The 20,092-nt window shown below is 70.7% G+C and carries 22 protein-coding genes; 14 read left to right on the forward strand and 8 right to left on the reverse strand.

Annotation, left to right across the window (positions count from 1 at the left end):
- Positions 1-12 precede the first annotated feature (12 nt).
- Complete coding sequence (locus AB0K73_RS17630; protein WP_360516090.1) at positions 13-2,085, reverse strand: sensor histidine kinase; 2,073 nt, start codon at positions 2,083-2,085, stop codon at positions 13-15.
- A gap of 195 nt (positions 2,086-2,280) precedes the next feature.
- Here AB0K73_RS17630 and AB0K73_RS17635 point away from each other — a divergent pair, with 195 nt between their 5' ends.
- Positions 2,281-2,772 (forward strand): hypothetical protein, encoded by a 492-nt coding sequence (locus AB0K73_RS17635; RefSeq protein WP_360516093.1) that lies wholly within the window; start codon positions 2,281-2,283, stop codon positions 2,770-2,772.
- Positions 2,773-2,776: 4 nt separating this feature from the next.
- Complete coding sequence (locus AB0K73_RS17640; protein WP_360516096.1) at positions 2,777-4,261, forward strand: multicopper oxidase family protein; 1,485 nt, start codon at positions 2,777-2,779, stop codon at positions 4,259-4,261.
- Positions 4,262-4,270: 9 nt separating this feature from the next.
- Here AB0K73_RS17640 and AB0K73_RS17645 read toward each other — a convergent pair whose 3' ends face one another.
- A complete protein-coding gene (locus tag AB0K73_RS17645) occupies positions 4,271-5,146 on the reverse strand; it encodes an RNA polymerase sigma-70 factor (RefSeq protein WP_360516099.1) in 876 nt (291 codons plus the stop codon).
- 186 nt (positions 5,147-5,332) lie between these two features.
- Here AB0K73_RS17645 and AB0K73_RS17650 point away from each other — a divergent pair, with 186 nt between their 5' ends.
- From AB0K73_RS17650 to AB0K73_RS17660, 3 genes are read left to right on the forward strand one after another with little or no spacing between them, the layout of a single operon-like run.
- Positions 5,333-5,911 (forward strand): dihydrofolate reductase family protein, encoded by a 579-nt coding sequence (locus AB0K73_RS17650; protein ID WP_360516102.1) that lies wholly within the window; start codon positions 5,333-5,335, stop codon positions 5,909-5,911.
- 14 nt (positions 5,912-5,925) lie between these two features.
- On the forward strand, positions 5,926-6,309 hold the full coding sequence (locus tag AB0K73_RS17655) for a YciI family protein (protein ID WP_360516105.1): 384 nt from the start codon (positions 5,926-5,928) through the stop codon (positions 6,307-6,309).
- Positions 6,291-7,577: a DUF6596 domain-containing protein gene (locus AB0K73_RS17660; RefSeq protein WP_360516108.1), complete on the forward strand. Its 1,287-nt coding sequence runs from the start codon at positions 6,291-6,293 to the stop codon at positions 7,575-7,577. Before AB0K73_RS17655 ends, AB0K73_RS17660 begins: the two co-directional genes overlap by 19 nt.
- A 98-nt stretch (positions 7,578-7,675) precedes the next feature.
- Here AB0K73_RS17660 and AB0K73_RS17665 read toward each other — a convergent pair whose 3' ends face one another.
- Both AB0K73_RS17665 and AB0K73_RS17670 read right to left on the reverse strand, forming a co-directional pair.
- Positions 7,676-8,152 (reverse strand): cupin domain-containing protein, encoded by a 477-nt coding sequence (locus AB0K73_RS17665; RefSeq protein ID WP_360516111.1) that lies wholly within the window; start codon positions 8,150-8,152, stop codon positions 7,676-7,678.
- A gap of 125 nt (positions 8,153-8,277) precedes the next feature.
- Positions 8,278-8,745, reverse strand: a complete 468-nt coding sequence (locus tag AB0K73_RS17670; RefSeq protein ID WP_360516114.1) for a helix-turn-helix domain-containing protein — start codon at positions 8,743-8,745, stop codon at positions 8,278-8,280.
- A 97-nt stretch (positions 8,746-8,842) separates the two neighbouring features.
- Between AB0K73_RS17670 and AB0K73_RS17675 the strand changes: the two genes are divergently transcribed.
- Positions 8,843-9,496 carry an NAD(P)H-dependent oxidoreductase gene (locus AB0K73_RS17675; protein WP_360516117.1) on the forward strand — a complete coding sequence of 218 codons (654 nt, stop codon included), beginning with the start codon at positions 8,843-8,845 and terminating at the stop codon, positions 9,494-9,496.
- A gap of 30 nt (positions 9,497-9,526) precedes the next feature.
- Here AB0K73_RS17675 and AB0K73_RS17680 read toward each other — a convergent pair whose 3' ends face one another.
- Positions 9,527-9,853 carry a metalloregulator ArsR/SmtB family transcription factor gene (locus tag AB0K73_RS17680; protein ID WP_360516120.1) on the reverse strand — a complete coding sequence of 109 codons (327 nt, stop codon included), beginning with the start codon at positions 9,851-9,853 and terminating at the stop codon, positions 9,527-9,529.
- A 16-nt stretch (positions 9,854-9,869) separates the two neighbouring features.
- Here AB0K73_RS17680 and AB0K73_RS17685 point away from each other — a divergent pair, with 16 nt between their 5' ends.
- The 8 genes from AB0K73_RS17685 (at position 9,870) to AB0K73_RS17720 (ending at position 18,307) form a co-directional block, all read left to right on the forward strand.
- Positions 9,870-10,346, forward strand: coding sequence for an SRPBCC family protein (locus AB0K73_RS17685; protein ID WP_360516123.1), 477 nt, complete (start codon positions 9,870-9,872; stop codon positions 10,344-10,346).
- 128 nt (positions 10,347-10,474) lie between these two features.
- Entirely contained in the window at positions 10,475-11,746 is a 1,272-nt protein-coding gene (ectB, locus tag AB0K73_RS17690) for a diaminobutyrate--2-oxoglutarate transaminase (RefSeq protein WP_360516126.1), read from the forward strand.
- 146 nt (positions 11,747-11,892) lie between these two features.
- The gene (locus AB0K73_RS17695; RefSeq protein WP_360516129.1) at positions 11,893-14,157 is read left to right on the forward strand and encodes a carbon starvation CstA family protein; all 2,265 of its coding nucleotides are present in this window, start codon (positions 11,893-11,895) and stop codon (positions 14,155-14,157) included.
- Positions 14,157-14,426, forward strand: coding sequence for a YbdD/YjiX family protein (locus tag AB0K73_RS17700; protein WP_360516132.1), 270 nt, complete (start codon positions 14,157-14,159; stop codon positions 14,424-14,426). The genes AB0K73_RS17695 and AB0K73_RS17700 overlap by 1 nt, the downstream gene beginning before the upstream one ends.
- Positions 14,427-14,443: 17 nt before the next feature.
- Positions 14,444-15,613 (forward strand): histidine kinase, encoded by a 1,170-nt coding sequence (locus AB0K73_RS17705; RefSeq protein ID WP_360516135.1) that lies wholly within the window; start codon positions 14,444-14,446, stop codon positions 15,611-15,613.
- Complete coding sequence (locus AB0K73_RS17710; protein WP_360516138.1) at positions 15,610-16,431, forward strand: response regulator transcription factor; 822 nt, start codon at positions 15,610-15,612, stop codon at positions 16,429-16,431. The genes AB0K73_RS17705 and AB0K73_RS17710 overlap by 4 nt, the downstream gene beginning before the upstream one ends.
- Positions 16,428-16,847, forward strand: a complete 420-nt coding sequence (locus tag AB0K73_RS17715; RefSeq protein WP_360516141.1) for a heavy metal transporter — start codon at positions 16,428-16,430, stop codon at positions 16,845-16,847. Before AB0K73_RS17710 ends, AB0K73_RS17715 begins: the two co-directional genes overlap by 4 nt.
- Complete coding sequence (locus AB0K73_RS17720) at positions 16,844-18,307, forward strand: cation acetate symporter (protein WP_360516144.1); 1,464 nt, start codon at positions 16,844-16,846, stop codon at positions 18,305-18,307. The genes AB0K73_RS17715 and AB0K73_RS17720 overlap by 4 nt, the downstream gene beginning before the upstream one ends.
- 107 nt (positions 18,308-18,414) lie before the next feature.
- Here AB0K73_RS17720 and AB0K73_RS17725 read toward each other — a convergent pair whose 3' ends face one another.
- Genes AB0K73_RS17725 through AB0K73_RS17735 form a run of 3 tightly spaced genes read right to left on the reverse strand, consistent with a single transcriptional unit; the run spans position 18,415 to position 20,053 of the window.
- Positions 18,415-19,209: an SDR family oxidoreductase gene (locus AB0K73_RS17725; RefSeq protein ID WP_360516420.1), complete on the reverse strand. Its 795-nt coding sequence runs from the start codon at positions 19,207-19,209 to the stop codon at positions 18,415-18,417.
- Positions 19,209-19,646, reverse strand: coding sequence for an SRPBCC domain-containing protein (locus tag AB0K73_RS17730; RefSeq protein WP_360516147.1), 438 nt, complete (start codon positions 19,644-19,646; stop codon positions 19,209-19,211). Before AB0K73_RS17730 ends, AB0K73_RS17725 begins: the two co-directional genes overlap by 1 nt.
- The gene (locus AB0K73_RS17735; protein WP_360516150.1) at positions 19,643-20,053 is read right to left on the reverse strand and encodes a metalloregulator ArsR/SmtB family transcription factor; all 411 of its coding nucleotides are present in this window, start codon (positions 20,051-20,053) and stop codon (positions 19,643-19,645) included. The genes AB0K73_RS17730 and AB0K73_RS17735 overlap by 4 nt, the downstream gene beginning before the upstream one ends.
- Between the last annotated feature and the right edge of the window lie 39 nt (positions 20,054-20,092).

Genomic DNA, 20,092 nt, shown 5'->3' on the forward strand with positions numbered 1-20,092 from the left:
CTGTCCAGCGCCTCAGCCAACGGACTCGCCCTCCCGTTCACCGATCGGACCGCTCACCCGGTCGATCGGCAGTTCGACGAGCACGCGCGTGCCCGAGGACCCATTCGCGGCGACGACCATCGTTCCCCGTACGGCGGCCACCCGGTCGCGGATGTTCGCGAGTCCCCCGTGGGCGGTCGAGCCCGCCGTGGGCAGGTCGATGCCGCAGCCGTCATCGGTGATCGCGATGCGAAGGTGGCCGTCGGCGCGGGCGAGGCCGACCGACGCGTGGGTCGCGTTCGCGTGCTTCGCAGTGTTGGCGAGCGCCTCGCGCACCACGTAGTACGCCGTGGTCTCGACGTCGTCGGAGTATCGCTCCGATCGCACCACGGCATCAGCCTCGACCGTCAACGGGATGGGGAACCGAGCCACCCCCGACTCGACCGCGGCGACGAGCCCGTTGTCGCTGAGCACCGGCGGGTGGATACCGCGGGCGATCTCGCGCAAGTCGGTGAGCGTGTCCCGCGCCTGGTCCTGCAGGCCGGCGAGCTCTTCGGGTGTGAGCTCGCCGCGCTGCAGCCGGTTGCGCGCCAGGCGGAGCCCCGCGATCTGGGCGACCACGTTCTGCTGGATGCCGTCGTGCAGGTCGCGCTCGAGGCGACGGCGCTCGTCGTCCTGCACGGCGACGAGCCGCTCCCGCGACGCGGTGAGTTCGTGGAGCTGCGTGGCGAGCTCCGCGGTGAGCCGCACGTTGGCGACGGATGCCGCCGCCTGGCCGGCGACCGTGCGCAGGACGGCGCGCTCGACGTCGCTGTACTCCCCGCGGCGCCGCGGTCCGACCTCGACGCGGCCGAGCGTCTCGTCGGCGTGGACGAGGTCGACCGACTCCGCGGGCTCGCCGACCGCCGAGCCGGCGACCCCCGAGAGCGACTCCGTGAGCGTGCCATCCGTCGCGAGCAACCGGATGCGAACCCACGACGCGTCGAGACCGTCGCGTACCGCCTCGGCCAGGTGCGTGAGCAGGTCGCGCGGCTCTCCGGCCTGTTCGAGGCGCGTGCCGAGCTCGCTGAGCATACCGAACTGCCGGTCACGGTCGCCGAACACCAGGCGGTGGATGCGTCGCTGCAACCACCCGCGCAGGGGAAGGAGGCCGACCGCGACGAGCGTCGTGAGCAGCACGGCGCCGATCACGGTCGACGATTCGGACAGCAGGAGTCCCGGCGCGGCGACGGCGATGGCGTACAGCACGGTGATGAGCACGTTCGACGACCGCGCGACGAACTGCGCACGGGCGCCCGGCGCGATGTCGAAGGCGCCGTATCGCAGAATGCCGTGGACCGCCGCCACCGGGATCGCCGCCAGGGTTATGAACACCGCGAACTCGACGGCCGGATTCGGCACGAACATCCAGAGCGACCAGCTGATGACGAGCGCGAGGACGACCCACGTCATGATGCGGATCCGCGCCCGCATGGCGACGTCGCCGAAGAACGCCCGCGAGAGCAGCACCGCCAGTCCGAGGAAGACCGCCGGCCAGACGTAGACGATCCATTCGACCGCGGGGGCCGCCCATGCGAGCGCAGGCACGGCGAGCGGATTCGGGATCTCCGCGCCAGGCACCTCGTGGGACGACGTCGGCGTGAGCACGTTCGAGGTGACGACGAGCGACAGCGGTGCGACCACGACCGGCACCCAGATGAACCCGACGGCGATGCGCTGCCACCGCCGCTCGGGGATACCCGTGGGGAACGTCGCGAACATGCTGATGAACGCCGCAGAGGCGATCGACTCGGCGGTCAGCCCGAGGATGTTGAACAGGGGGAACCACGGTTCCCGCAGCACGTCGGGGTTCACGCTCAAGAACGTCTCGGACGCCGCCCCGATCGCGATCGCCGTCGCCGTCCACGCGATGAACAACGCCGACCGCGCCGTCGACACCGTGAGCAGCCAGATCCCGAACACGAACAGGGGAAGGATGCCGAGCAGCGGCCAGACGAGACCGACGGCGGCCTCCCCGGCGACGAACCCGCGGACGATGACGACGTAGGCCACCGACACCGCCCCGAGCGGCGCCAGAGCTGCGAGCCATCCCCATCTGCGGAGCACACTCCCATGGTCCTCCCCCCGGGCCCCGGACGGGAGAGGGCCACCCCCGACAGCCCTTAGCGGCCAGCCCCCAGTTGGCGTGCGGTGTGCCGCCACGCGGCATCCGGTTCACAGCGTTCCGGCGACCGGCGCCGGCGACGAACGTGAGGGTCGAGCGGATGCCGCCGACCGGCGCCGCACGAAGGAGAAGGCATCATGCGCAAGCTCTACACCGGCCTCGCCTGGACCGTCGCAGGGGCGGTCGTCGTGCAGGCCGCCGCGATCGCGTTCGCGTTCGGCGGCATGTTGAACCTCGTGTCGGAGGGCGGCGTCGTCGACAAGGCGCTCCTCGAGAGCTTCCAGGCGGGCGGCGTCGGCGAACTCGGGTTCATGATCCACGGTCTCGTGGGCGGCGTCCTCATCCCGCTGATCGCGCTCGCGCTGCTCGTGGTCTCGTTCCTCGTCCGAGTGCGCGGCGCGAAGCTGTGGGCGGCGATCGTCTTCGGACTCGTGGTGCTGCAGGTGACGCTGGGGTTCTCGATCACCGACGTGCCGTATCTCGGGCTGATCCACGGGGCCAACGCGCTTGCGGTCGTCGCCGCCGCGTCGGTCGCGGCGCTGCGCATGCGTCGGATGCCGCGGCAGGAGGCCGCCACTGCGTCGCCGACGACCTCCGAGGAGGCGAAGTCCGATGCCGTCGAGGCGTGAGCTGGTGCGCCGAAGCGCCCTCGCCGTCGCCGTCGCCACGGCGCTCGGCGCGGGCGCGCTCGCGTGGAGCTCGACGCTGCTCGGCGAGTACTCGGTGATGGACATGGGGGCCGGGGCCGCCGAGGGCGGGCACGGCGGCCATGGCACGGGCACGGGCGCCGGGGCCGGGGCCGGCGCCGCGGCCGGCGAGGTGAGTGTGACCTCGTTGACGGCCGATCCTGACCGTCCCGCGGATGTGCGGGTGGAGCTCGTCGCCCGGCAGGAGACGATCCAGGTGCCGGGTGGCCGCGCCGTCGAGGGGTACACCGTGAACGGCTCGTCGCCGGGTCCGGAGGTGCGCGCCCGGCAGGGCGACCTCGTCGAGGTGACGTTCGTGAACGAGTCGGTGGCCGACGGAGCGACGTTGCACTGGCATGGGATCGACGTGCCGAACGCGGCCGACGGGGTCGCGGGCATCACCCAGGACGCGGTCCCGGTCGGCGGCCGGCACGTGTACCGGTTCGAGGCAACCGATGCCGGCACCTACTGGTATCACTCGCATCAGGTGTCGCACGACCAGGTGGTGCGCGGCCTGCTCGGCGCGATCATCATCGACCCCGCGGCCACGTCGGCGACGTCCACGGATGCCGCGGCCGACGTCACCGCGCTGCTGCACGTGTACGGCGGGCAGCACACGCTGAACGGCCGGGTCGACGACGAACGCGTCGACGTGTCGCCCGGCGAGACGGCACGGGTGCGGGTGATCAACACCGATCAGGGCACCGCCGCGGTCTGGTCGGATGCCCCATACCGGGTGGCCGCGATCGACGGACACGACGTGAACGGACCCACCGACGTCGACGGGCAACGGCTGCTCATCCCTGCCGGTGGGCGAGCGGATGTCGCGGTGCGGGCGCCGCACCACGGCGGTGCGGTGCGGCTGCATGTCGGCGGAGCGCGCAGCATCGTGATCGGCGACCCCGCGGCATCCGCCCCACCGGTCCGCCAGCCCTCCGAGACGGTGGACCTGCTCGCCTACGGAACGTCGACGCCACTGGGATTCGACCCGACCTCACCCGACCGGTCCTACGACTACGTGATCGCGCGCCGCTTCGGCGTGATCGACGGTCGCCCCGGGAACTTCTGGACGATCAACGGCCGCATGTTCCCCGATGTGCCGATGTTCGACGTGTCCGAGGGCGACCTCGTCACGATGCGGCTCCGCAACGACTCCGGCGACGTCCACCCGATGCACCTGCACGGCCACCACATCGTGGTGCTGTCGCGGGACGGTGTCGCGGCATCCGGCAGCCCGTGGTGGGTCGACTCGCTCGACGTGCGGCCCGGCGAGTCGTACGACATCGCCTTCGTCGCCGACAACCCGGGCATCTGGTCCGACCACTGCCACACCCTCCCGCACGCCGTCGACGGCCTCATCGCCCACGTCATGTACGACCGCGTCACCACCCCGTTCACCATCAACGGCTCGGCCGGCAACCACCCAGAATGACGGATGCCTCTACCGTGTCAGCGGCGCCTCGGCGTCGAGGCTGGCCAGCTTGTCGGGGTTCACGACGCTGTAGATGCGGGTGATCCGGCCGTGCTCGACCGCCACGGTGATCGCGCCGACGAGCTTGCCCTCGACCTCGATCCGGGCGCCGGGCGCGCCGTTCAGCCACGTAGGAGTGGAAACGAGCTGCACGCCGGCCTTCGCCATGCCCCCGAGCAGGTAGGCCGCCAGCTTCTCGGCGCCGACGATCGGCCGCCGCGCTGCGCCGCGGACCTTGCCGCCGCCGTCGGCGACGGACACGACGTCGGGCGCGAGCACGTCCATGAGTCCCTGCAGGTCACCGGTATTGACCGCGGTGAGGAAGCGCGCGAGCACCTCCTCCTGCTCGCTCGGATCCACGCTCACGCGCGGGCGGCGAGCGGCGACGTGGTCCTTCGCGCGGTGGGCGATCTGCCGTACCGCGGCCGGCGTCTTGTCGATGGCATCCGCGATCTCGTCGTAGGGCACGTCGAACACCTCGCGCAGCACGAAGACCGCCCGCTCGGTGGGGGCGAGCGTCTCGAGCACGGTGAGCATCGCCATCGAGACGCTCTCGGCGAGCTCGACGTCGTCGGCGACATCCGGGCTGGTGAGCAGCGGCTCGGGCAGCCACTCGCCCACGTAGTCCTCACGCCTGCGCGAGACCGTGCGCAGCTGGTTCAGCGCCTGCCGCGTGACGATGCGAACGAGATACGCTCGCGGCTCGCGAACCTGGGACTGGTCGACGGCCGACCACCGCAGCCACGACTCCTGCAGCACATCCTCGGCGTCGACAGCGGAGCCGAGCATCTCGTACGCGACCGTGAAGAGCAGGTTGCGATGGGTGACGAAAGGGTCGTCGGTCATAACGTGGAGACTACGCCGAGTGCTGTCCATTGCTCCTCCAGAGTCGGTGTGCTCGACATGAAGACACCGCTCGAGTCGAGGTTGTGACACTCCCGCGAGAATCGGCGTCATGGGTGTCGATCGACCGGCTCGTCGCTCGTTCATGGAGTGACGGGCCGCATTCGGCGCCCGGGACAGGAGCACACCATGGCCACCATCACCGCGTTCGAGAGCGTCACGCTCGACGGCGTCATGCAGGCGCCCGGCCGCCCCGACGAGGACACCCGCGGCGGATTCTCCGACGGCGGGTGGGCGCTGCCGTACCAGGATGAGGTTGCCGGACAATTCGCAGCCGAGCGCATGTCGAGCGGCGGCGCGATGCTGTTCGGACGGCGTACCTACGAGGACCTGCTCGGATTCTGGACGACGACCCCCGAGCCCAACCCGTTCACCGATGCGTTGGTGAACACGCCGAAGTACGTGGTCTCACGCAACCGCGACCTCCGTCTCGCGTACCCGAACTCGACGCTGCTCCCCGGCGACGCGTCCGAGACCGTCGGCGAGCTGCGCCGCACGGTCGACGGCACCATCACGGTGCTCGGCAGCGGTGAGCTCGTGCGGGCGCTGCTCGACGCGGGGCTCGTCGACGAGCTGGTGCTGCTGCGGCATCCCCTCGTCCTCGGCAACGGCGCGACCCTGTTCGCTTCGTCGCGATTCGAGCTCGAGCTGCTGCGCACGGTGCCGACCACGACCGGCGTGGTCATCGCCCACTACGCTGTTCGCTGATACGGCCGGGGGTCATGATGCGCTACACGCTGCTGCTGCACTACGCCGAGGAATCGCCGGACACGATCGGCGACGACGTGATCGCCGAGGGTATGCGGCGGATGTCGGCGTATGCCGCGACGCTGCACGCTGCAGGGGTGCTGGTGGCCGCCGAGGTCCTGCAGCCGACGGACGTCGCGACGACCGTGCGCCGATCGGGCGACGCGCTGCACGTGCAGGACGGCCCGTTCGTCGACACCAAGGAGCAGCTCGGCGGCACCATCGTCATCGACGTGCCCGACCTCGACGCCGCTCTCGACTGGGCGGGGCAGGCGCCCGCGCTCGACTGGGGCGGTGCGGTCGAGATACGCCCCGGCGCGACCCACACCGTGGACGGCGTGTGGACGGCGAACGCCTGAATCGGGCGAACGCCGACGCCGCCCACACCGCCGCGGCGCACGCGGCCCGCGAATCGTACGGCCGCCTCGTCGCGGTGCTCGCCGCCGGCAACGGCGACCTCGCGCTCGCCGAGGACGCCCTCGCCGACGCGTTCACCACCGCACTCGAACGCTGGCCGGTGGCCGGCGTGCCCCACAATCCCGAGGGCTGGCTCATCACCGTGGCTCGCAACCGGCAGCGCGACGTGTGGAAGTCGTCGGCGACGCGCACCACGGTGCCGCTCGGCGACGACCTCGACACGGGCCTCGCGGCGGCATCCGCTGGACTCGACCCGTTCGACGGCATCGATCCGCTCCGCATCCCCGATCGACGGCTGGAGCTGTGCTTCGCGTGCGCGCACCCCGCCATCGACCCGGCCGTACGCACCCCGCTCATCCTCCAGGCGGTACTCGGCTTCGACGCCGCGCAGATCGCCGAGGCGTACGCGGTGCCCGCCGCCACGATGGCGCAGCGGCTCGTGCGCGCGAAGCGGCGCATCGCGCGCGCCCGCATCCCGTTCATCGTGCCCGATCGGCGGGTCATGCCCGAACGGCTGCCGGCGGTGCTCGAGGCGGTGTACGGATGCGCCGCCATCACGTGGCGCGACGACGCCGACTCGCTCGCCGGCGAAGCCCGATATCTCGCGGTCACGCTCGCCGGGCTCCTCGAGCGCGAACCCGAAGCGTGGGCACTCGCGGCACTCGTCACGCTCTCGCTCGCCCGACCGCGCACCGGGCCCTACGTGCCGCTCGACGAGCAGGACCCGGCGCTCTGGGATGCCGCGTCGATCGACGAGGGCGAGGCGCACCTTCGCCGGGCGGCCGCACTTCGCAGCGACCCGTCGACCGCACCCGGCCGCTTCGAACTCGAAGCGGCCATCCAGGCGGTGCATCTCGAACGACGGCGCACGGACGCCATCGACTGGGCGGCGCTGCGGCAGCTCTACACCGCGCTCGTGCGCGTCGCCCCGAGTCTCGGTTCCCGCGTCGCACTCGCCGCCGTCATCGGGCGAACGGATGTCGCGGCAGCCGGTCTCGCCGCGTTGCCGCCGGGCGGCGACGCGTTCCAGCCGTGGTGGGCGACCCGGGCCGATCTGCTGGTGCGGGCGGGCCGCCCGATGGAGGCGGTCGCCGCATACGACCGCGCGATCGAACTCAGCCGCGAGCCCGAGGTTCGGGCGTTCCTGCAGCAGCGGCGAGACGCCGCCGCTTCCCGAACGGGCCATTCGGATGGTCGAGATGATTCTTGACGTCGGGGTGCCCGAGGTTCCGCCGGGGCCACCCGACGTCGATATCCAACCGCGAGACTGAGGCCAGCTGCGCGGGTTGACGCGGGATCCGCTTCAGCTCACGCGTGCTGGTCGGGCTCGGACTTCGGCGGCTGGACGCTCCACGACGGTGGCTCGTCGACGCCCGCGGCCTCGTCGCGCTCCGCGTCCTCGTCGGTCTCCTGCACGATGCCGGGCGCGTGGTGTACGGGCGCGTAGACGGCGTAGAGCCGCAGCGGTTCGTCGCCGGTGTTCTCGACGTCGTGCCAGGTGCCGGCCGGCACCTGGATGCTCCAGCCGTCCCAGACGTCCTGCTCGAAGGTGAGATCGTCCTTCGACGGCCCCATCCGCACACGCCCGCGCCCGGCATCCAGCCGCAGGAACTGATCCGTCTCCGGATGCACCTCGAGGCCGATCGACTCCCCCACGGGAATGGACATCAGCGTGACCTGCAGATACGTGCCGGTCCACGCCACGACGCGGTACTCGTCGTTCTCCTGCGTCGCCGCCTCGATGTCGAACGCGTTCGGCTCGGGCCCGTTGTCGGTGATCTCCATCGGTCGTCCCCCTCTTCCCCTCATGCGTGGGCACGCCGGACGGCGTGCACGCTTGCGCTCAGGGTAGCCGCGGCCGCGTCGCCAGCGCAGCGGTCAACGGACGAGCGGATGCCGCGCCAGCGCCGTTACCGACGGCCGCGACGCTCGCGCGCGGGCTCCCCCGTCACCGCCTCGAGCACCGCCTCGAGTCCGTCGGCGATCTCGGCGAGCCGCCCAGCGTCGACCGGCGCGAACTCACGGTCGATCGCCGGCAGGTACGCGCGCGCCGCGACGAGGAACCTGCGACGCCCCTCAGCGGTGAGTACGGCGAAGGCCGATCGGCCGTCGCCGGGATTCGGTTCTCGGCCCACGAGCCCCGCGGCGGTCAACTCGTCGACGAGCCGGCTCACGCGCGTGCGACTCAGCACGACCCGGTCGGCGAGCTGGCCCATGGTGAGGCGGCCGCCCCCATCGCTGAGCTCGAGCAGCACGTCGTACCAGCCGAGCGGCATGCCACCGTCGCGCGAGACGGCGCGGTCGAGTCGGGGCAGCAGCGCGGCATGCAGGCGCAGCAGCGCCTCCCAGGCTCGTTCGGCATCGCTCGGCTTCGGCATGCCGACATCGTAGCCGAGATTGTGTGCGTGCGCACATACATGTTATCGTTTCGGTCAGCAGATTTATGTGCGTCCGCACGCAAGAAAGGATCGAACCGTGACCACCCTCCTCCACATCTCCGCGTCGCCCCGCGGCGAGGCATCCGAATCACTCGCGATCGCCCGCACGTTCGTCGACGCCTTCCGTGAGGCGAACCCCGGGGCATCCATCGACGAATGGAACCTGTGGGACGGCTCACTGCCCGACTTCGGGCCCGACGGCGCCGGGGCGAAGATGCGTGTGTTCGCCGGTGAGCAGCCGGTCGGCCCCCAGGAATCCGCGTGGCACCGCGCACGCCTCGCGTTCGAGCGGTTCGCTGCGGCCGACCTCTACCTGTTCAGCCTGCCGATGTGGAACGCCGGCATCCCGTACATCGCCAAGCAGTTCATCGACGTCGTCAGCCAGCCCGGCATGGTCTTCGGGTTCGACCCGGAGACGGGCTATTCCGGACTCGTCGAAGGCCGCCGCGCCGCCGTCGTGTACACGAGCGCCGTCTACGGCCATGGCCGGCCGCGCGCGTTCGGCAGCGACTTCCAGCAGCCCTACTTCGAGGACTGGCTGAACTGGGCCGGCATCACGGATGTCTCATCCATCACGTTCCGGCCGAACCTCGCGATCGCCGACCCCGAGCCCGGACGGGCGGCCGCCCACGACGCCGCGCGCCGCATGGGCGCCGAGTTCGCACGGATGCCGCTGCGCCGCGCGTCCTGAGCCATGCGCGCCCTCGTGGACGCGGTCGAATCACGCATCGTCCAGGCGGTCGAGAAGGTCGACGGCGGCGCGCATGTACTCGCCGATCCAGCGGTCGTGGATGCGCTTGATCGGGAGCGGCGCGAGCGAGAGGTGCCGCTCCCGTCCGACCTTCCTACCCGTCACGAGCCCGGCCTGCTCCAGCACGCGCAGGTGCTGGAGCACGGTGGTGCGGTCGAGTTGGGGCAGCACCGCACAGAGCGAACCCGTTGTGTGCGCCGTCGCCTTGAGTGCATCCAGCATGCGCCGACGCACCGGCGAAGCGAGGGCCTTGAACACCAGATCGTCATCGGCGCCCTTGTCAGCTGGTCCAGACATGTTGTAAAAATACAACATGACTGATGGAACTTCGCTCACCGAACTGTCCTTCACCGTGTCCGGGCGTGTCGCCCGTCCGTGCGCAGAGGTGTACGAGGCGGTCGCGGATCCCGACCAGCTCTCGCGGTACTTCACCACCGGCGGCGCTCGTGGGCGCCTCGAACGGGGCACCGAGGTCACCTGGGACTTCGCCGACTTCCCCGGCGCGTTCCCCGTCACGGTCGTCGAGGACGAGCCGCCCCGCCGCATCGTCATCGAGTGGAGCGGTGACGCGACCAAAGGTGAGAACGGCACCACCCGAACGGTGTTCGAGTTCGAACCGATCGACGACGACACCCGCACACTCGTGACCATCACGGAATCGTCCTGGCGGCCCACCCCAGAGGGAGCGAAGGCGGCGTTCGGCAACTGCGAGGGCTGGACCGGCATGCTCAGTGCGCTCAAGGCCTGGGTCGAACACGGCATCAACCTGCGTGAGGGGTTCTACCGCTGAGCTCGGCGGACCGAGGACTCCGTCGTCTCCCGCGATCCAACAGCACACGTCGACGTCGCGCATTCGCTCAGGCGAGAGGATCTAGGCTCGTAGGCACCGCCCGCACCCTCGAAAAGGAGCCCCGCGCCATGAGCGACGCTGCGAACCTCGACACCTTCGACCGGCGCGAGTCGGAGGTGCGCGGATACATCCGCTCGTTCCCCGTGGTCTTCGACAGCGCGCGCGGCTCCACGCTCGTCGCGGCCGACGGCCGGGAGTTCCTCGACTTCTTCGCCGGAGCCGGGGTGCTGAACTACGGCCACAACAACCCGCTGTTCACGCGGGCCCTCATCGAGTACCTCGAGCGCGATGGCATCATCCACGGACTCGACATGGCCACCTCGGCCAAGAAGGCCTTCATCGAGTCGTTCGAGCGGCTCGTGCTGGCCCCGCGCGGCCTCGACCACAAGCTGCAGTTCACCGGTCCGACCGGCGCGAACGCGGTGGAGGCGGCGCTCAAGGTCGCCCGCCTTGCCACCGGGCGCACGAACGTCGTCGCGTTCACGAACGCGTTCCACGGCTTGAGCCTCGGCGGCCTCTCCGCCACCGGCAACAGCCACTACCGGGAAGCGGCGGGCGTCTCCCTCGACAACGTGACCCGGCTCCCCTACGACGGCTACCTCGGCGAGGGCATCGACACGCTCGACCTGTTCCGCAGGATGCTCGACGACGCCGGCAGCGGGCTCGACCTGCCCGCTGCCGTCATCGTCGAGGCCGTGCAGGGCGAGGGCGGCATCAACGTCGCGAGCGTGCAGTGGCTGCAGCGGCTCCGCGAGATCACCGAGGCCCGCGGCATCCTGCTGATCCTGGATGAGATCCAGTCGGGCATCGGTCGCACCGGGAAGTTCTTCGCGTTCGAGCACGCGGGCATCGTGCCCGACCTCATCACGGTGTCGAAGTCGATCTCGGGCTCGGGCCTTCCCATGTCGCTCGTGCTGCTCCGCCCCGACGTCGACGTCTGGAAGCCCGGGGCGCACACGGGCACGTTCCGCGGCAACAACCTCGCCTTCGTGTCGGCGCGCGTCGCGCTCGAGGAGTACTGGGCCGATTCGAGCTTCACCGACGCGGTGAACGCGAAGTCCGAACTGCTGCGCACCGAGCTCCAGTCCATCGCCGACGCGAACTCCGAGCGCGGCTTCGTCGTGCGTGGCCGTGGACTCATGTACGGCCTCGCCTGCGACACCGACCCGATGCTCGCCGGGCGAATCTCGGCGGAGGCGTTCCGCCGCGGGCTCGTGATCGAGACATCCGGCGCCTTCGACCAGGTGCTGAAGTTCCTTCCGGCCCTCACCATCTCCGAGGACGAGCTGGCGCGCGGGTTGCGGATCGTGCGCGAGAGCCTGGCGGCCGTCACGGCCTGACGAACGACGCGCCACCGCGCCATTCGTCGCAGAAATCGGCCGTCCGTCGCACGGAGTCGCCGCTCGTCGAACGCCGGATGTCGCGCCCTCGAACCGCCTCCTATCGTGGCCGTGCGCAACGACGCCACGCCCAAGGAGGATCCCCGATGACGTCCGAACTCCGGCAACCGACCACCGAGCCCGACCCCGACCTTCCCCCCACGGCCGTCCCCGAGGCCGAGCTCGCACGCGAGCGCAAGTGGACCTGGCCGAAGATCCTGCTCTGGGGCGCCATCGCCCTGCTCGGCGGCGTCGCCTGGACCATGATCGCCATCGTGCGCGGCGAGACCGTCAACGCCATGTGGTTCGTCTTCGCCGCGGTCTGCAGCTACCTCATCGGCTACCGCTTCTACGCGAAGGTCATCGAGCGCTACATCGCACGTCCCGACGACCGGCGCGCCACCCCCGCCGAGACCAAGGCCGACGGCAAGGACTACCACGCCACCGACCGGCGCGTGCTCTTCGGCCACCACTTCGCCGCGATCGCCGGCGCCGGCCCGCTCGTCGGCCCCGTGCTCGCGGCGCAGATGGGCTACCTCCCCGGCACCATCTGGATCATCGTCGGCGTCATCCTCGCCGGCGCGGTGCAGGACTACCTGGTGCTCTTCTTCTCCACGCGCCGCGGCGGCCGCACCATCGGCCAGATGGCGCGCGACGAGCTCGGCCGCATCGGCGGCACCGCCGCGATCGTGGCGTCGCTGCTCATCATGCTCATCATCATCGCGATCCTCGCGCTGGTGGTCGTCAACGCCCTCGGCGAGAGCCCGTGGGGTGTCTTCAGCGTGTCGATGACGATCCCGATCGCCCTGTTCATGGGCGTGTACCTGCGCTACCTCCGCCCCGGCCGCATCACCGAGGTTTCGATCATCGGCTTCGTGCTGCTCCTCGCCGCGATCATCGCGGGCGGATGGGTCGCCGCGACCCCGTGGGGCGCCGAGGTCTTCCACCTCGACCGCACCACGATCGCCTGGGGCATCATCGTCTACGGCTTCATCGCCGCCGTGCTGCCGGTGTGGCTCCTGCTCGCCCCCCGCGACTACCTGTCGACGTTCATGAAGATCGGCGTCATCGTGATGCTGGCCGGCGCCATCGTGCTCGTGCGCCCCGAGATCTCGGTGCCCGCGTTCAGCGAGTTCGCCGGCGGTGAGCTCGGCCCGGTCTTCTCGGGTCCGCTGTTCCCCTTCCTGTTCGTGACCATCGCCTGTGGCGCCCTCTCGGGGTTCCACGCGCTGATCGCCTCGGGCACGACGCCGAAGCTCATCGAGAAGGAGCGCCAGACGCGCTTCATCGGCTACGGCGGCATGCTCATGGAGTCGTTCGTGGCGATCATGGCGCTCGTCGCCGCGATCTCGCTCGACCGCGGCATCTACTTCGCGATGAACTCCTCGGGTGCCGCGACCGGCGGCACCGTCGAGGGCGCGGTGGCCTTCGTCAACTCGCTCGGGCTCACGGGCGTCAACCTCACCCCCGACGTGCTCAGCTCCACCGCGGCCGCCGTCGGTGAGGAATCGATCGTCTCCCGCACCGGTGGCGCGCCGACCCTCGCGCTCGGCCTCTCGCAGATCATGCAGCAGGCGTTCGGCGGTGCCGCGCTTGCGGGCTTCTGGTACCACTTCGCCATCATGTTCGAGGCGCTGTTCATCCTCACGGCGGTCGACGCGGGCACCCGGGTCGCGCGCTTCATGCTGCAGGACTCGATCGGCAACGTCATCCCCCGGTTCAAGGACACGGCCTGGCGCCCTGGCGTGTGGATCACCACGGCGATCATGGTCGCCGGCTGGGGCTACATCCTGATCCTCGGCGTGACCGACCCGCTCGGCGGCATCAACACGTTCTTCCCGCTGTTCGGCATCGCGAACCAGCTGCTCGCGGTCATCGCGCTCGCGGTGGTGCTCGCGATCGTCGCCAAGCGCGGCAAGAGCTACCTCAAGTGGCTCTGGATCGTGGCCCTGCCGTTGGCGTTCGCCGCCGTCGTCACCATCACCGCGTCGATGTACAAGATCTTCTCGCCGGTGCCGCAGGTCGGCTACTGGGCCAACCACGTCGCGTTCCGCAACGCCCTCGACGCGGGCGAGACGTCGTTCGGCACGGCCCCGACGGTCGAGGCGATGGAGGCGGTCGTGCGCAACACCCTCGTGCAGGGCACCCTGTCGATCGTGTTCGTCACGCTCGCGATCATCGTGCTCATCACGTCGGTCATCGCCACCGTGAAGGCGTGGCGCAACGGCGGTGGCGAGAACCACGAGGACCCGCCCGTGGCATCCCGCCGCTTCGCTCCCGCCGGCCTCATCGCCACGAAGGCCGAGAAGGCGCTCGAACGAGAGTGGGCCGCCCTGCCGGCCGACCGGCAGCCCGAGACGGCGCGTCACTGATGACCGACGTCGCCGGCACCACGGCACGGCCGCCCGCCCGGACCCTCGCGGTTCGGGCGGGCGCGCCCGTCGCCCTCGACCTGCTGATCCGCGGATGCCGCGGCATCGCGTGGTACGTCCACAACCTGATGGGCGACAATGCCTACCGGGTCTACCTCGAGCATCATCACTCGAACCATGGCGCGGAGCATCCGCCGCTGACGGAGCGGGAGTTCTGGAAGCAGAGAATGGATGACCAGGACCGCAACCCCGGGGCCCGCTGCTGCTGACGTGACGAGGAGGGCACATGGTCGATGTCGTGTGGCTTCCCGTCGTCGCCGCGGTCAGCGTCGTCCTCACGCTCCTCGCGCTGCTGACCTGGCGGCTCGCGCGCGGTTCGCGTGACCTCGGCAGCGACGCGGAGCGCGCGACGTTCCGCACCCTCTCGCTCGCGTCGCGGGCCGCCGTGCACCTGCGCGGCGGCCTCGACACGGGCGAGGTGCATCGGGCGGCGCGGTCGCTGAAGGCGCTCCTCGGCAGCGACGCGATCGCCATCGCCGACCGGAACGGCATCGTGTCGGTCGACGGACGCCTCGACCTCGGGCCCGAGGCGTGGCAACTCGCGTCGAGCGTCATCGAGACCGGACAGCGGCAACTGCTGTCGGCGAAGGCCGGTGACGCGGTCGGAGCCCCGATCATCGCGAACGGGCGGGTGGTCGGGGTGATCGTCGCGTTCGCCGCGAAGGTTCGCCCGCCGCTCGTGCGCGCCACCACCGAGGTGGCGAAGTGGAGCGGCGCGCAGATCGAGCTCGGCGGGCTCGAGGCATCCCGAGCCGCCCTCGCCGAAGCCGAACTGCGTGCCCTGCGCGCGCAGATCAGCCCGCACTTCATCTACAACGCCCTCGGCGCGATCGCGTCGTACATCAGCACCGACCCCGAACGCGCCCGCGACCTGCTGCTCGACTTCGCCGACTTCATCCGGTACACGTTCCGGCGCCAGGGCGAGTTCACGACCCTGGCCGAGGAGCTCAAGAGCGTGCACTCCTACGTCGAGCTCGAGCGCGCCCGTTTCGAGGAGCGGCTCAGCGTCACGCTGCGCATCGCGCCCGAGACGCTCGCGACCGTGATCCCGTTCCTCAGCCTGCAGCCGCTCGTCGAGAACGCCATCCGGCACGGGCTCGAGCCGCGCGAGCACGGCGGCACCATCGTGATCGCCGCGCGTGACGACGGCACGCACACCGAGATCACGGTCGACGACGACGGCGTGGGGATGCAGCCCGCCGAGCTCCGGGCGCTGCTCACCGACGGCGCGCCCACCGATCATGTCGGTCTCCGCAACGTGGACTCGCGGGTGCGCGGCATCTACGGTGACGACCATGCCCTGGTCGTCGAGACGAACCCGGGCGCGGGCACGATGGTGCGCATGCGCATCCCCAAGTCCCAGCCCTTCAACGAGACGGAGAGGATGAGCGGATGACGGCCGCTGACGCGGGCGCCGGCGCGGCGACCCGGACGATCGACGTGCTCATCGCCGACGACGAGCGCCCGGTGCTCGACGAGCTCGAGCTGCTGCTGCGCCGGGATCCCCGGATCGGCCGGATCTGGCGGGCCTCCACGGGGTCCGAAGCCGTGCGCCTGCTCGCCGAGCAGGCCGTGGACGCGGCGTTCCTCGACATCCACATGCCGGGTCTCTCGGGCTTCGACCTCGCCCGAGCGATGTCGCGGTTCAACGCGCCCCCGGCGATCGTGTTCGTCACCGCCGACGAGGCGGGCGCCGTCGAGGCGTTCGACTTCCAGGCGGTGGACTTCATCCTGAAGCCGATCCGCCGGGAGCGGCTGCATCGCGCGGTCGGACGCATCCTCGTCGAGCACGGCGCGGCCGCGGCATCCGGAGCCACGGCATCCGTCGGCATCGCCGCCCCCGCAGCCGGCGCCGACGCCGCGGACGCCATCGCCGACGAGACCATCCCCGTGCGGGTCGGCAACGTCATGCGCGTCGTGCACCGCAGCGACGTGCGCTGGGTACAGGCGCAGGGCGACTACTCGCGGCTCGTCACCGACACCGACAGCCACCTCATCCGCGAGTCGATCTCCGACCTCGAACTGCGGTGGGGCGCTGCGGGATTCATCCGGGTGCACCGCTCGTATCTCGTCGCCCGCAACTCGATCACGACGGCGAAGCTCATCGGCTCGCACCCCAGCCTCACCGTCGCCGGCGAGGAGATCCCGGTGAGCCGCCGGTCGATCTCGATGGTGCGCGAGGCGATCCTGCAACCTCGGGAGGGTGAGCGGTGAGCGGGCCGGATGCCTCGGGCGGCACGCCGAGCCCCGAGCCTCGGCGTGCCCCGGGGCGGCCGGTGCGGGAGCGGGTGACCTCGGTCGACCGCCCCTCGAGCCGGACCGAGGCGCTCGCACGCGTCGTGAGGCCACCGGTGAGCGAGGCCGACACCCTGTTCACACGGAGCCTGATGCGCGCGCAGGGCCGCCTCGCGCTCGTGTTCGTCGTCTCGTTCCTGCTGGCCGTCGTGCTCGTCACGTTCGTGATCAGCGGGATCCCTGCGCTGCACGACCATGCGATCGCCGGAGTCCCGATCCCGTGGCTCATCCAGGCCTACGGGTACTACCCGATCATCATCGTGTTCGCGGTCGCGTACACGGTCGCCGCGATGCGCACCGAACGCCGGTTCCGGGCACTCGTGGAGCACGAATGAACCCCATGCTCGCCATCGGCGCCGTCGCGCTCGTGCTCCTCGTGACCTCGGCGATCGGCGTCTACGGGCTGCGCATCTCGCGCACCACGAGCGACTTCTTCGTCGCCTCGCGCACGGTGCGCCCGATCTGGAACGCGTCGGCGATCAGCGGCGAGTACCTCTCGGCGGGCACGTTCCTCGGGCTGTCGGGCCTCGTGCTGCTGTCGGGATCCGACGCGTTCTGGTTCCCCATCGGCTATGCGGCCGGCTACCTGCTCGTGCTCATGTTCGTCGCCGCTCCCCTGCGCCGGAGCGGCGCGTACACGATCCCCGACTTCATCCATGCCCGCCTCGATTCGGTCACCGCGCGGCGGATCACGAGCGTGCTCGTGCTCTTCATCGGCTGGCTGTACATCGTGCCGCAGCTGCACGGGGCGGCGCTCGCCCTCAACGTGGTCGCCGACATCCCGCCGTGGGTGGGCGCGGCGACCGTCGCCGTCGTGGTGAGCGGTTCGGTTGCGGCGGGTGGCATGCGGTCGATCACGTACGTGCAGGCCTTCCAGTTCTGGCTCAAGTTCGCCGCCCTGGCCGTGCCCGTGGTCTTCTTCCTGATCACACTCGGCGGCCACGAGCCGAGCATCGACCCGGCGCTCGTCTTCCCGCGTGAACACGGCCCGAGCGGACTCGACACCTACACCACTGCGTCGCTGCTCATCGCCCTGCTCCTCGGCACCATCGGCCTGCCGCACGTGCTGGTGCGCTTCTACACGAGCCCGACCGGCACCTCCGCGCGCTGGACCACGGTGATCGTCATCGTCATGATCAGTGCCTTCTACATGGTCTCGGGCACGATCGGGCTCGTCGCTCGCGCGACGGCACCCGACCTCGCGCAGCCCGGCGTCGCCGACACGGTGGCGCTCCTGCTCCCATCACGACTGGTCCCGGGCGTGGCGGGCGACCTGCTCACCGCGCTCGTCATCGCGGGTGCGCTGGCGGCGTTCCTCGGCACGTCGTCGGGGCTCGTGGTGTCGCTCTCGAGCGTCGTCAGCCAGGACCTCTTCCACGGCACCGTGCGCTCGTTCCGCTGGGCGGCGGTGTTCTGCACCGCGGTGCCCCTCGTCGTCGCCCTCGGCACGGTTCCCCAGGGCCTCGTCACGTCGGTCGGCACGGTGTTCGTCTTCGCCGCCTCGTCGCTCTCGCCGGTGATCGTGCTCGGCATCTGGTGGCGCCGCCTCACTGCCCGGGGAGCGATCGCGGGCATGCTCGTCGGCTCCGTGCTCTGCGCGGGTGCCCTCTTCGCCTCGACGCTCCTCGGTTCGAACGCCGGACCCGCGGCCGCGATGATCGCGCAGCCAGGGGCGTGGACGATCGCCGCCGCAACGATCACCACCGTCGTCGTGTCGCTGCTCGACCGGCGCGCGCCACTGAACACCGAGCGCATGCTGAGCCGGCTGCACTCCCCCGAGCTGCCGCGCGGCTAGGCTGCAGCTGCTCTGAAGCTTGTGCAGGAGAATGGGCCCCATGTCGCCCCTGGGGCGACCATGAAGCCCATTCTCCTGCACGAGCTCGTGACGTCTTGCGGCCGCGCTCAGTCGACGAGCATGCCCGCCGAGAGATTCGCGATCGCCCCGGTCATCGAGCCGGCGCGGTCGGATGCGGCGAACGCGAGGTACTCGGCGACCTCGTCGAGCACGGGCAGGCGTCCGAGCAGCGTGCCGCCGGCGAGACCCGTCAGCCACTCGTCGATCGAGATGCCGCCGACCTCGGCGATGCGCCCGAACATCTCGCCCGTGTACGAGGTCGCGACCGCGTCCGACATCGCGTTCGGTCGCACGCACACCACGCGGATCCCCGACGGACCGAGCTCGCCGGCGAGCGCCCGCGAGAACCCCTCGAGCGCGGCCGACTGCGCCGCGTTGCCGATGAGGCCCCTGCCGGTGAGGCGTGCTCCGGGCGTCGAGATGGTGAGGATCACGCCGCTCCCCTGCGCGATCATGGGTCGCGCCACCGCCTTCGCCGTGACGAAGTTCGTCTGCAGATAGCCGGTCACCGGGTGCAGGTACTCCTCGAGGGTCGTGTCGGCGATCGACCGGCCCTGCATATGGTCGAACCCGACCGCGTTGAGCGCGATGTCGATGCGGCCCGCGGCATCCGTCACCTCGTCGATGTGCCGGTCGACGGCCGTCTGGCTCATCGCGTCGACCACGGCGGTCGACACCTCGGCGCCTTCGGCACGGGCAGCGGATGCCGCCTCCTCGAGCCGTCGCGCCGACCGCCCCGCGAGGAACAGCCGCGCGCCCTCGCGCGCGAACACGCGCGCCGCGGCGCTTCCGATCGAGCCGCCACCGCCGTAGATCACGGCCACCTTGTCGTCGAGCAGCATCACGCCGCCTCCATTCCGATCGTCGTTCGTTCGAGCCGGCCGAGGAGTTCGGACCAGCCTCCTTCGTGGGCCGCCGCCGCCTCGGCATCGGGCAGCTTGGCGTGGTGCACTTCGACGACGGTGCCGTCGCCATCCCGCTCGAAGGTGACCCGCACCACCGAATCGATGCCGGCGGTGTGCTCCGACCGCCACGTGAACTCGAGCTCGCGTGGCCGGTCGATCACCCGGTAGGCGCCCGCGTGCACGGTCTCGCCGAAGCGGTCGATCATCGTGATCGAGTAGCTCCCGCCGACGCGCGGGTCGGAGACCACGACCGATGGCCGGCCGCTGTCGTCGCGGCGCATCCATTGGGCGACCGCCGCAGGGTCGAGCCACGCATCGAAGAGGCGCTCGGCGGAGGCCGCGATGCGACGACTCACCGTCACGGCCGCGGTCATCGGGGATCGCCTTCGCTCGGTGCGGCGCCGGATGCCGCGGTGCCGGATGCCGCGGTCGGGGCATCCGTCGCCTGACGCTCGTCGCCCTGCTCGCCCGCCAGCACGAATGCCTCGAGGGCTTCGAGGCGCTGCTCCCAGAACTCGCGGTACTGCTGCATCCAGGCGACGGCCTCGCCGAGCGCCTCGGCGCGCAGCGAGAGCACGTGATCGCGACCGCGCACGTGGCGGTGCACGAGCTCGGCGCGCTCGAGCACCTTGATGTGCTTGCTCGTCGAGTTCAGCGAGATCGGAAATGCGCTCGCGAGGTCGGTGACGCGCGCGTCGCCCGCCCGCAGCCGATCGAGGATCGCGCGCCGTGTCGGGTCGGCGACCGCGCTCAGCACGGTGTCGAGTTGATATTCACCCATGAGGGTGAATATACGCCGACCCCCTCTCGTCACGCAAGA

Source organism: Agromyces sp. NPDC052230 (assembly GCF_040679595.1).
GTDB lineage: Bacteria > Actinomycetota > Actinomycetes > Actinomycetales > Microbacteriaceae > Agromyces.

Bases quoted from the DNA above. Each gene is read 5' to 3' on its own strand.
- AB0K73_RS17695 (WP_360516129.1), top strand. From the start codon at position 11,893: ATGACGTCCGAACTCCGGCAACCGACCACCGAGCCCGACCCCGACCTT.
- AB0K73_RS17710 (WP_360516138.1), top strand. From the start codon at position 15,610: ATGACGGCCGCTGACGCGGGCGCCGGCGCGGCGACCCGGACGATCGAC.
- AB0K73_RS17705 (WP_360516135.1), top strand. From the start codon at position 14,444: ATGGTCGATGTCGTGTGGCTTCCCGTCGTCGCCGCGGTCAGCGTCGTC.
- AB0K73_RS17730 (WP_360516147.1), bottom strand. From the start codon at position 19,646: ATGACCGCGGCCGTGACGGTGAGTCGTCGCATCGCGGCCTCCGCCGAG.
- AB0K73_RS17685 (WP_360516123.1), top strand. From the start codon at position 9,870: ATGACTGATGGAACTTCGCTCACCGAACTGTCCTTCACCGTGTCCGGG.
- AB0K73_RS17665 (WP_360516111.1), bottom strand. From the start codon at position 8,152: ATGGAGATCACCGACAACGGGCCCGAGCCGAACGCGTTCGACATCGAG.
- AB0K73_RS17655 (WP_360516105.1), top strand. From the start codon at position 5,926: ATGATGCGCTACACGCTGCTGCTGCACTACGCCGAGGAATCGCCGGAC.
- AB0K73_RS17700 (WP_360516132.1), top strand. From the start codon at position 14,157: ATGACCGACGTCGCCGGCACCACGGCACGGCCGCCCGCCCGGACCCTC.
- AB0K73_RS17735 (WP_360516150.1), bottom strand. From the start codon at position 20,053: ATGGGTGAATATCAACTCGACACCGTGCTGAGCGCGGTCGCCGACCCG.
- ectB (WP_360516126.1), top strand. From the start codon at position 10,475: ATGAGCGACGCTGCGAACCTCGACACCTTCGACCGGCGCGAGTCGGAG.
- AB0K73_RS17720 (WP_360516144.1), top strand. From the start codon at position 16,844: ATGAACCCCATGCTCGCCATCGGCGCCGTCGCGCTCGTGCTCCTCGTG.
- AB0K73_RS17645 (WP_360516099.1), bottom strand. From the start codon at position 5,146: ATGACCGACGACCCTTTCGTCACCCATCGCAACCTGCTCTTCACGGTC.
- AB0K73_RS17650 (WP_360516102.1), top strand. From the start codon at position 5,333: ATGGCCACCATCACCGCGTTCGAGAGCGTCACGCTCGACGGCGTCATG.
- AB0K73_RS17635 (WP_360516093.1), top strand. From the start codon at position 2,281: ATGCGCAAGCTCTACACCGGCCTCGCCTGGACCGTCGCAGGGGCGGTC.
- AB0K73_RS17670 (WP_360516114.1), bottom strand. From the start codon at position 8,745: ATGCCGAAGCCGAGCGATGCCGAACGAGCCTGGGAGGCGCTGCTGCGC.
- AB0K73_RS17725 (WP_360516420.1), bottom strand. From the start codon at position 19,209: ATGCTGCTCGACGACAAGGTGGCCGTGATCTACGGCGGTGGCGGCTCG.
- AB0K73_RS17680 (WP_360516120.1), bottom strand. From the start codon at position 9,853: ATGTCTGGACCAGCTGACAAGGGCGCCGATGACGATCTGGTGTTCAAG.